This is a genomic window from Pseudomonas sp. MF08875, from assembly GCF_059862525.1.
On sequence record NZ_JCBCUW010000091.1, the window covers coordinates 1 to 8,254 of the forward strand.

An 8,254-nucleotide genomic window follows, 5' to 3' on the forward strand; every position below is an offset into this window, starting at 1 on the left:
TGACCGTCGAAGCCGTCAATCGGACAGTAGCGAGGATCAATCTACGCCCGCGCAAGCGCTTGGGCTGGAAGACGCCGTACGAAGTGCATACAGGGGTGAGCGTTGCACTTATGTGTTGAATTCAGGTGTGTAAACAACTCGTCCAAAACACTCGCGGATCTGGCCTTCCAGGTGGGAAAAATCAGTCATCTTGTCTACCTTGACGATATCAAACAGCCACTTCAGCTCACTAGAACATGACAGCAAATTTCGATCAATCACCTTATCGAAGTGCAGCAATCTCCCACAGCACTGCGCCGCCTCGTACAGCAACCTTGCAAGCATTACCCTGCTCACGGCATGACGCAAATGGCGCATCGAAAACGTTACAACGGCTGCATTCCTCGTGTTAGGATTTTTACGTTGGTCAGTCTGGATCCTGCGGTCGGCACGCGAAGGTAACCCACAGACATTTCGCTCCCCCCTGTCACATGCATTCGACATCAGTCGTTGCGGGCAGCCGACACCGCTCAGACCAATGGAGAATGACCATGCTGCGTGTACCCATATTTCTGAATGACCTCAATGCGGGCAGTGGATTTTCACGGCTGGCAAAAACCTTGAAACGCGACTGGCTTGGTATAAACGTCATCGGACTTTCCGAGGCCCAGAACCTCCTTGCACGCTGTCTGGGATACGATGACTATCATGCTGTCAGAGCCACGGCGGCAGCTTCAGAGTCCGATCCTTGCTCTCGCGAATGTCCTGCATTGGTAGACGTGATGAACGAATGCATGGCTACGATGACCGCCGAACTTGCAAGTGCGGGGAGGTGCAAGGCCTTCTCTTTTGAGGAGTTTCAGGCCCAAATTTTTAGTTGGCCCTTCTTGCAGTTGAGCACCTACCGGCAGCAGTACGGTCATTCCAACAACCGTATCGTTGAGCGAGCCATCAGGGCCGAGCTCATCAAGTCTGATTCGCACGCCCCACTGACGCTGACCATGAAGTCTTCAGATTCCTCTTATGAGATTTTCCTTAGTCATGATCTACGGGCGATGAGTCAGCACTATCTGAATACGCCGCAGGGGATATGCCCGAACGTCTCTACGCCCCCCCCGGCTTTTGCGAACGCTAATTTCGAATGCCTTCAGTGTCCGCCGTTTTTGCATGAGCTCTAGCTCGAACCGCAATCCGACTGGACAACAGACTCTTACTGGCTGCTGAGATGAAATTTATCGATGAGTTTTTGTACGCATCAGCATATGGCGCCTGTACCGCCTTACGGGATGACCAGAGGGGTACGGGACTTGCTCTAGGCCGTGAGCACCTATGACAAACCTCCAGCGACTTGCAGCTTGGCTGTTCCCCGAACGCCGCCCCGAGCGGGAGATAGCGCGTGAGCTTGAGTTCATCCGGGCGGCAAACAGCCTGAAGACCCTTTCGGTCACCGACCGGGGCGGCATGTCTATAGACCCCGAAGAGCTCCGCGACCAGATTGTCGCCTCGCGTGAGCAGTTGAAGCACCTTGTCCACAAGCCAGGAGCGCCTAGCAGGTCATTCACGCCAGCGGGAGACGTCCAGGTGGAACAGGAAGCGAGTGCCACCATAGAGGCTCCGGTGAGCGCTATGGACTGTATCGAGGTGGTGGCTTGGCGTCGGTTGCAGACCGGCGCTACTTTGCGCTACGTGTGTCTCCAGTCTACAAAGACGGGGCGTTTCGCTGTGGCGACGGCTAGGCTGTTCTCAGGTGGTCAGGAAAGCCTTCCGTTTTGGATCGACCGTAATACCAACAGGCAAATTGCGAATGCCCTACAGCTCGGTAAGCTCCACTGGTACGCGACTGTGAGCGAGGCTATGGATGCATTGGATGCGGAGCCGTGAGGGCTCCACCAAGCAGGTCTTGGTCTTAAGTTCCTACGACCTAACATTGGCCGTGCCCCTTTGGGGAGGAGCTGTAAACCGGGTTTTGGCGCAAGCGCCGGCGTCTCGGCCCTTCGGGCTTCCATCCCACACGCCTGCATGCTCCGCTTGCCTTATCGAGCCGCATAATTACCTGGCTTCGGATCGGGCGGTCAGGCAAGCTGAACTACATCCAAAACTCACAGGAATCAGAGCTTTCGTAAGTTGAGGGGAGGTTGTTCAATCTTTGAAAAAAGCGCGGCAGGCTTCCATCAAAGCAGTCGCGTCATGGAGAGCTCGGTGGTGCCTAGTTGTTGGCAGTAGGCGATAAATGTCACTAGCCGCCTCCCGACCGACAAAAACTTCCAAAGGCTGCAACTCAAAGGTCGGCATCAGATCTGCGGCCTCGAAAAGCACGTCGAGCCAAAAACCATCTTGTGGTGAATCGCTGCAAAGCACATGCCCTGAAAACAGCTGATTCATATGTCTCGCCACAGCACCTGGGGTATCACCTTGCTCACGCAAATAATCCTGATTGAGACCATGCATGTCTTGGGCATCAAACGACCAGTGCGTCCAGTACCTAGCTGGTTTGATCAGCGTGTTGAAGGCGAACTCACTCGACACGACAGCCACCTCAATGGGATAGCTAGGGCATCAGCCAGCAATGTCTTCTCCCGATTGGTCAGGACTTGCCGGTTGATGCCCGTCTCTTTTTTTATGAGTTCATTCGCCCTCATCAACAGGTCATGTTCAAGCTGCAAACGGCGAACATCGAGCTGGAGAGATTCGAGTTGCCGCTGCAACTCCTCTCGTTCCGGTGACGATGAGGGTTCAAGCCGACACTTCATGGATGGGGATACCTCTGGGCCGAGTAGCTGGTTTTTCCAGTTGTACAAGGTCGGCCTGCACACGCCCAGCTTTTGAGCCAGGGCTTTCGCACTTTCTTTTCGCGTGCACAGCGCGATGACCGCTGCCTGCTTCACCGCTGGCGGCCGGGCTAACCCGTCTGATCGACCGACAATACGCGTATGCAACTCGGGGTGCATTTCGTAAATCCAGGCACGCAACGAATCCCGCGCGGGGTAGCCCAACGCCTTGATGGTAGCGGCGATGTTGCGACCGTATTCGAGATAGTGCCCGACAGCCTTTTCCCTTTGGGCCAGTGAGTACTTCGACTTCGAGTTCTCGTAGCCACGCGGCAGGTCGAGGCATCGCTCATACTCTGCGTGCCAGCTCTTCAAAGAGTTCTTCGTCGGGTAGCCCAACTGACGAATAGTTGCCCCGGTTCGCTTGCCCAGTTTGATGTAGAGCTTGACCGCTCGGATACGGTCTTCGTATGAGTACATGAACTACCTCCAGGTAGTCCAAGATTTCCGCCGCATCCCCGGTGGGTCAGTTTTAAATCAGCGCCAACAGCCAGAGCACAAGCTCGCTCATTCCAAGTCGGTAGAGTTAGACAAAACACAGCGGCTGCGCTCTCCGCAAGAGAGGTATCCCAGGTACTAAGGGAGGCGATTTTCGGTCGAAGCGTCATGAGTAAGGTTGGTCAGCAGTCATGGGCCCACATCTATTCCGGCCATTTCCAAGTCGATATCGATGGATGGCGAATGTCGATTTACAACGACTGCGATCAGCTCGACTACTGCGAACAATGCGTTAGTCCTGATGGGCGGCGGTGGTCGTTTGACTCGGGGGATCGCTTTGGCACTGATCCAGTTGCACTACTCAGCACATGGGAACATCAGACACTCGAGCAACTGCTAAAGACATTGTGAAGTGAAAATTACCGTTTCGGTGCGTACCCCTTTCAGGGGCTGGCTGTTGTGAACCAAGCCTAGATTTAGACGCCAGCATCTCGGCCCTGCTGGCGTCCATGTTCACGCCTGCGGCTGCAGCCTACAAGCTCCACTTGCCAACCATGCTGAGTCAGGCGTAGCCAGATAGAAACATTTTGTAGAACCTGCTATAGCTAACGTATCTACATGCTGTGAGAGCAAAAAATGGAGCTCGGGACTCAGCAATTCTTTCAAGATCCACCACCTCGTAAAGACTTCTGGCTGCTATTCAAAGTCTCATCTTACGAACGACTCCGCCAGATGCAGGCAGGATGTCTATATATGAACAGTCTCGACTACTTTTCCAACCTTAAGGATGAAGAGTCAATCGCCCTTCGAGTGGATGAACTAGAAAAGGTCTACGGTATCTTGAGAGCTGGGAAAAACTATGAAGGTTACTCGACACTTTCAATCAAGATCGGTGAGAGTGATATGGAGACAGATCTGGGGCCGGCAGCGATCTTGCGAGCTGACTTTCCTCAACCTAAAAACATCATGCTTTTTTGCATGGGGGCACTATCAGAGAACGAGGATGCAGTAATTACGGGTGAAGTGGATGGGATGCTTAAATTCGATCCGCGTTTTTTGGAATTCGGGACGCATGTGCTATTTATAACAAACGCAACAGAATTTGGTCGTAGAATAAATATGGCTCTTGCGAAGGAGAAAAATGCGTTTAGCTCTCCATTTATACATGACGGATTTGGGTTAATCAACTATCGGGAGCTTAATAATTATTCCGGAGCCTTGGGGCTATTTACCAAGGACATTAGATATTCTTGGCAAAGCGAGTTTCGCATATCATTTGGCGTTGAAAGTACCGGCTTGAATAGCAGGGGCGCTTATGAATTTCAAGTTGGTGATATTTCGGATATTAGTCACATCTGCCCTGTCCAAGCAATGATCGACAATCCAATAACTATAAAGCGACGAAATTTTAAAAAGACAGATGCAGGGTACGAACAAGTAACGGATTAAAAGTGACGAATGCGATACCTGCAAGTTACCCTCAACCTGTATTTTCAATACGCGCCACATAAAGTCTCGACTGCGAATCTCATAAAGCTCTTTTAAATTCCCAGCAAGTAATCGGACAGTTTTTAGCACCGCAGGATGCAGGAACTACTATTAGGAGACGATATAAATGCCCAGTGAATACTCGTTGTCAGATGTGCTGGAAAGGATGTACCAAAATCAGCTCGCTCTCGAAGCTGCGCTCATGGAGCTAACCCTCAAGGTAGAAGCCCAGGGACATGCGGAAGTGGGCGACAACGTCCGTGGTGCGCTTTACACAATTGGTGAGAACGCTGGTCATATCAAACAGGGGCTGGCCCGGCTCAAAAAACTCCCATGACCCAGCCGCTTTTCGATTTTGATCTCAAACGCGTTTCCCGCACGCACTACATCACTGGCAAGGCTGCGATCAACTTTCCGCACGCTGGAAGCACTACAGGTGGGTGGCATTTCCTGTCCTACTTCGACCGCGATTCGGGCGTAGCGAAAGTGTCCTTGGCAGTTTTTCATTATCCAGATACGACCGATTTCTTTGGAGACGCCGGTGTCATTGACGTAACTGAACAACTAGCCAAGCGTGGTTGGTTTGCAGAGGGTCGACGGCTCTTTATGGCAGATCACTATCGAGCTACCGCCGACATGATTGTGAAGTGGGCACTGAGTCACTCTGGGCAATGTAATGTCGAGGTGGCCGAATGGTTTCCCTCTCTAGAGGAAAGGCAAAGGCTCTATGAGATTTTAGATTTAGGAAAGCCAAAGCTTCACGAGTTGGGCAGACTGCAAAAAATGGAAACCTGGCTCAACTGGCCTCGTCAAAAGTGAGGAGACCAGTTTGGACTATTGCCGTTTAGTGGCAGTGGTAGTCGTTCGTTTTATGGTTCCGATGGCAGCCTTTTGAATCAGTACCGCCGCTGTGCGCGAAGGCAGCAAAGGACGAAATCGAAAGTAAAGCGGCGATCAAAAGGGCAGACAGTTTCATCAGGGCTTGCTCCATGCTCATTTGTTTATATCCGTGAGACCTCTCACGCTCCGCAGCGTATGGCCAACTGCCTTCATTGGGCAAGCGACTTCCTCACTCTCTGCCTGACATTCGATGAAAGGCGGAGCGCCTATTTCTTGAGCTGTCCCCGCCTCTAGTTTAGGATGGTGCTATATCCCCCTAGGGGGGATGCAGAAACATCTATAAACGAGAAACTCGTCGCTTTCTTTCTTCGAGAAATGCTCGACTACCTGGGGGCCCGAGCCAAGTTGGGTGTTCGGACTGATCAACGCTGTCGCGGTCATGATCATCGCCTGTCCCTGTGCCCTTGGCCTAGCGACACCGATGTCAGTCATGGTTGCGACCGGCAAGGCTGCTGGCAGCGGCGTATTGTTTCGCGATGCCGCCGCTATCGAAAACCTGCGCAAGATAGACATCTTGATAGTCGACAAAACTGGCACCCTCACGGAAGGTCGACCAGCGTTCCATAGCGTCGAGGCCGTACCCGGATTTACTCAGGATGAAGTGTTGCGCCTGGCCGCAAGTCTCGATCAGGGCAGTGAGCATCCATTGGCCCACGCCATCGTCGAGCAGGCTCGTGCCGCAGGGCTAAAACTGGTGACACCTGAAACCTTCGAGTCAGCCTCAGGTATTGGTGTAAGCGGTCAGGTCGAGGGTCGCCGACTGATGATAGGCAATACCGCGTTGATGCAGGAAGCCGGCGTTTCCACAGACAGCTTGCAAGAACATGCCGAGAAGCTACGCGGCGACGGTACGAGCATCATGTACCTGGCAGTGGACGGCGCCCTGGCGGGTTTACTGGCTGTTGCCGACCCCATCAAACCCACCACGAAGCTGGCCGTCGAGCGTCTGCAGGCGGATGGCGTCAAGGTCATCATGGCCACTGGCGACGGCCTTACAACTGCTCGCTCGGTAGCCCGCCAGTTGGGCATCGAGGAGGTTCACGGCGAGGTCAAGCCGCAAGATAAAGAACGTCTGGTGGCATCTTTGCAACTAGCCGGACACCGGGTGGCGATGGCCGGCGACGGCATTAATGATGCCCCCGCACTGGCTCGCGCTGATGTAGGAATCGCCATGGGCACTGGCACTGACGTGGCGATGAACAGCGCTCAGGTCACTCTGGTGAAGGGGGATCTGCTCGGTATCCTACGGGCGCGCAGCCTGTCAGTCGCGACGGTGAGAAATATGCACCAGAACCTGACCTTCGCCTTCCTTTATAACGCCATGGGCATCCCACTGGCTGCCGGCTTGTTCTATCCACTTACCGGTCACCTTCTGTCACCGCTCATTGCCGCACTGGCCATGAGCGTGAGCTCGGCGTCGGTAGTATTCAACGCCTTACGTCTGCGCCAGGCTTCCATTGATTGAGTGACAACGACCGCTTGACCTTGCCATGGCGGCAAGGTTGAGGATAAGCCAACGCCGCAAAAAAGCCTCATGCGTTAGTCTTTCCATGATCAACTTTGTTGTGAGGAGTCACCAATGAAAATTGTTGAACTGCAAGTCCAAGGCATGAGCTGTGGTTCATGTGTCAAACATGTCACCGAAGCGCTGCGCCCAGTTGAAGGCGTGAGTGACGTATCGGTGGATTTACAAGCCGGACGGGTGAAGGTCAGCGGCGATTCGCACAGCCATGCGCTGCTTACAGCCCTGGAGAACGCGGGCTATCCAGCACAGCTGGCGACAGTGGAAAGCGTAGCGAGTAAGAAAAACTCGGGCTGTGGCGGGAACGGCGGCGGTTGCTGCTGCCGGTAAGAATTAGTAATAAACTGGAGAACTCGCATGAATGCCAGTCTGCGAATTGCCGCGTTCACGACACTACCCATGACCGGAGCGGCACAAGCCGCTGAAGTCATCGACGTTTACCGCGATCCTAACTGCGGCTACTGCAAGGCAAACCATCTCAGCTCTATCGCTACCATCATGACGCTTTAGTAAAATGCTTGAAGCGTCGTCATCAAAGGTCATCCTGCTCTTCCCGAATGTCGACTTCGCCCATCGCTCCTAGGTAAATTTTGCGACAAGGAAGCTTGGTGATAAGCCCGTTTTCGAAAAGCACCCTGGGTATATCGCCAAACAAACTCGACACTTCCCATTTCTCTGTGAGCGGCTTCACTGCCTCTGCTATTAATGAATCGAGGTCGAAGTCCTGCGTTGCAACAAAGGGCCCAGCGCGGTCGTAATTCTCAAAAATGCCCGAGGCAATGCAGATGACTTCGCCTGCCTTGACGATCATGACACCACCTCGAAGCCATTCAGGAGGGTTCGCCAGTGGAAGAAGACCACGACCATTACTGTAACCCTCGCGGGGTGAAGTGGTGCATCCCCCGTGAAAGCCGCAGAAACTCACGCAGGCTTGCACGTCCATTACCCCTCTGGAACGTCGCCAAGACGTAATGTTGGCGCTGATTGAAAACTGACCCACCCTGCCGATTGAAAATTGACCCAGGGCGGATTGCTGATTTTGGCATCAGCAATTGTGGATAAGCTTAGCAGTCGTGTCCCGGTGGAAGAGGCATTAAAG

At 53.3% G+C, this 8,254-nt stretch carries 9 protein-coding genes and 5 pseudogenes; 10 read left to right on the top strand and 4 right to left on the bottom strand.

Features of this window, described 5'->3' with window-relative positions; genetic code table 11:
- From AC19YT_RS27680 to AC19YT_RS27690, 3 genes and pseudogenes are all read left to right on the top strand, one after another.
- Nucleotides 1-119: pseudogene (locus AC19YT_RS27680) on the top strand (IS30 family transposase); the annotation flags it as partial.
- A gap of 411 nt (nt 120-530) precedes the next feature.
- Nucleotides 531-1,157 carry a hypothetical protein gene (locus AC19YT_RS27685; RefSeq protein ID WP_448125496.1) on the top strand — a complete coding sequence of 209 codons (627 nt, stop codon included), beginning with the start codon at nt 531-533 and terminating at the stop codon, nt 1,155-1,157.
- Nucleotides 1,158-1,308: 151 nt separating this feature from the next.
- Nucleotides 1,309-1,860 (top strand): hypothetical protein, encoded by a 552-nt coding sequence (locus tag AC19YT_RS27690; RefSeq protein ID WP_448125497.1) that lies wholly within the window; start codon nt 1,309-1,311, stop codon nt 1,858-1,860.
- Nucleotides 1,861-2,118: 258 nt separating this feature from the next.
- On the opposite strand, the gene AC19YT_RS27695 is transcribed toward AC19YT_RS27690, so the two are convergent.
- A complete protein-coding gene (locus tag AC19YT_RS27695) occupies nt 2,119-2,505 on the bottom strand; it encodes a hypothetical protein (protein ID WP_500611346.1) in 387 nt (128 codons plus the stop codon).
- A gap of 23 nt (nt 2,506-2,528) precedes the next feature.
- Nucleotides 2,529-3,227 (bottom strand): annotated as a pseudogene (locus tag AC19YT_RS27700) (transposase); the annotation flags it as partial.
- Nucleotides 3,228-3,368: 141 nt separating this feature from the next.
- On the opposite strand from AC19YT_RS27700, the pseudogene AC19YT_RS27705 reads away from it, so the two are divergent.
- The 4 genes and pseudogenes from AC19YT_RS27705 to AC19YT_RS27720 form a co-directional block, all read left to right on the top strand.
- A pseudogene (locus AC19YT_RS27705) lies at nt 3,369-3,656 on the top strand (DUF7693 family protein); the annotation flags it as partial.
- Nucleotides 3,657-3,998: 342 nt separating this feature from the next.
- The gene (locus AC19YT_RS27710; RefSeq protein WP_500611347.1) at nt 3,999-4,694 is read left to right on the top strand and encodes a hypothetical protein; all 696 of its coding nucleotides are present in this window, start codon (nt 3,999-4,001) and stop codon (nt 4,692-4,694) included.
- Nucleotides 4,695-4,860: 166 nt separating this feature from the next.
- Nucleotides 4,861-5,070 carry a hypothetical protein gene (locus AC19YT_RS27715; RefSeq protein WP_095023239.1) on the top strand — a complete coding sequence of 70 codons (210 nt, stop codon included), beginning with the start codon at nt 4,861-4,863 and terminating at the stop codon, nt 5,068-5,070.
- The gene (locus AC19YT_RS27720; protein WP_500611348.1) at nt 5,067-5,552 is read left to right on the top strand and encodes a hypothetical protein; all 486 of its coding nucleotides are present in this window, start codon (nt 5,067-5,069) and stop codon (nt 5,550-5,552) included. Before AC19YT_RS27715 ends, AC19YT_RS27720 begins: the two co-directional genes overlap by 4 nt.
- A gap of 25 nt (nt 5,553-5,577) precedes the next feature.
- Here AC19YT_RS27720 and AC19YT_RS27725 read toward each other — a convergent pair whose 3' ends face one another.
- Nucleotides 5,578-5,730 (bottom strand): YHYH domain-containing protein, encoded by a 153-nt coding sequence (locus AC19YT_RS27725; protein WP_500611349.1) that lies wholly within the window; start codon nt 5,728-5,730, stop codon nt 5,578-5,580.
- A gap of 231 nt (nt 5,731-5,961) precedes the next feature.
- On the opposite strand from AC19YT_RS27725, the pseudogene AC19YT_RS27730 reads away from it, so the two are divergent.
- The 3 genes and pseudogenes from AC19YT_RS27730 to AC19YT_RS27740 all read left to right on the top strand — a co-directional run.
- Nucleotides 5,962-7,098, top strand: a pseudogene (locus AC19YT_RS27730) (heavy metal translocating P-type ATPase); the annotation flags it as partial.
- A 114-nt stretch (nt 7,099-7,212) separates the two neighbouring features.
- On the top strand, nt 7,213-7,485 hold the full coding sequence (locus AC19YT_RS27735) for a heavy-metal-associated domain-containing protein (RefSeq protein WP_095023248.1): 273 nt from the start codon (nt 7,213-7,215) through the stop codon (nt 7,483-7,485).
- 27 nt (nt 7,486-7,512) lie between these two features.
- Nucleotides 7,513-7,626 (top strand): annotated as a pseudogene (locus AC19YT_RS27740) (DUF411 domain-containing protein); the annotation flags it as partial.
- Nucleotides 7,627-7,687: 61 nt separating this feature from the next.
- On the opposite strand, the gene AC19YT_RS27745 reads toward AC19YT_RS27740, so the two are convergent.
- On the bottom strand, nt 7,688-7,966 hold the full coding sequence (locus AC19YT_RS27745; RefSeq protein WP_095023249.1) for a hypothetical protein: 279 nt from the start codon (nt 7,964-7,966) through the stop codon (nt 7,688-7,690).
- Nucleotides 7,967-8,254 lie beyond the last annotated feature (288 nt).

Excerpts from the sequence above, each read along its gene's own strand:
- AC19YT_RS27715 (WP_095023239.1), top strand. The coding sequence starts at position 4,861 with ATGCCCAGTGAATACTCGTTGTCAGATGTGCTGGAAAGGATGTACCAA.
- AC19YT_RS27745 (WP_095023249.1), bottom strand. The coding sequence starts at position 7,966 with ATGATCGTCAAGGCAGGCGAAGTCATCTGCATTGCCTCGGGCATTTTT.
- AC19YT_RS27735 (WP_095023248.1), top strand. The coding sequence starts at position 7,213 with ATGAAAATTGTTGAACTGCAAGTCCAAGGCATGAGCTGTGGTTCATGT.
- AC19YT_RS27690 (WP_448125497.1), top strand. The coding sequence starts at position 1,309 with ATGACAAACCTCCAGCGACTTGCAGCTTGGCTGTTCCCCGAACGCCGC.
- AC19YT_RS27685 (WP_448125496.1), top strand. The coding sequence starts at position 531 with ATGCTGCGTGTACCCATATTTCTGAATGACCTCAATGCGGGCAGTGGA.
- AC19YT_RS27725 (WP_500611349.1), bottom strand. The coding sequence starts at position 5,730 with ATGAGCATGGAGCAAGCCCTGATGAAACTGTCTGCCCTTTTGATCGCC.
- AC19YT_RS27720 (WP_500611348.1), top strand. The coding sequence starts at position 5,067 with ATGACCCAGCCGCTTTTCGATTTTGATCTCAAACGCGTTTCCCGCACG.
- AC19YT_RS27710 (WP_500611347.1), top strand. The coding sequence starts at position 3,999 with ATGAACAGTCTCGACTACTTTTCCAACCTTAAGGATGAAGAGTCAATC.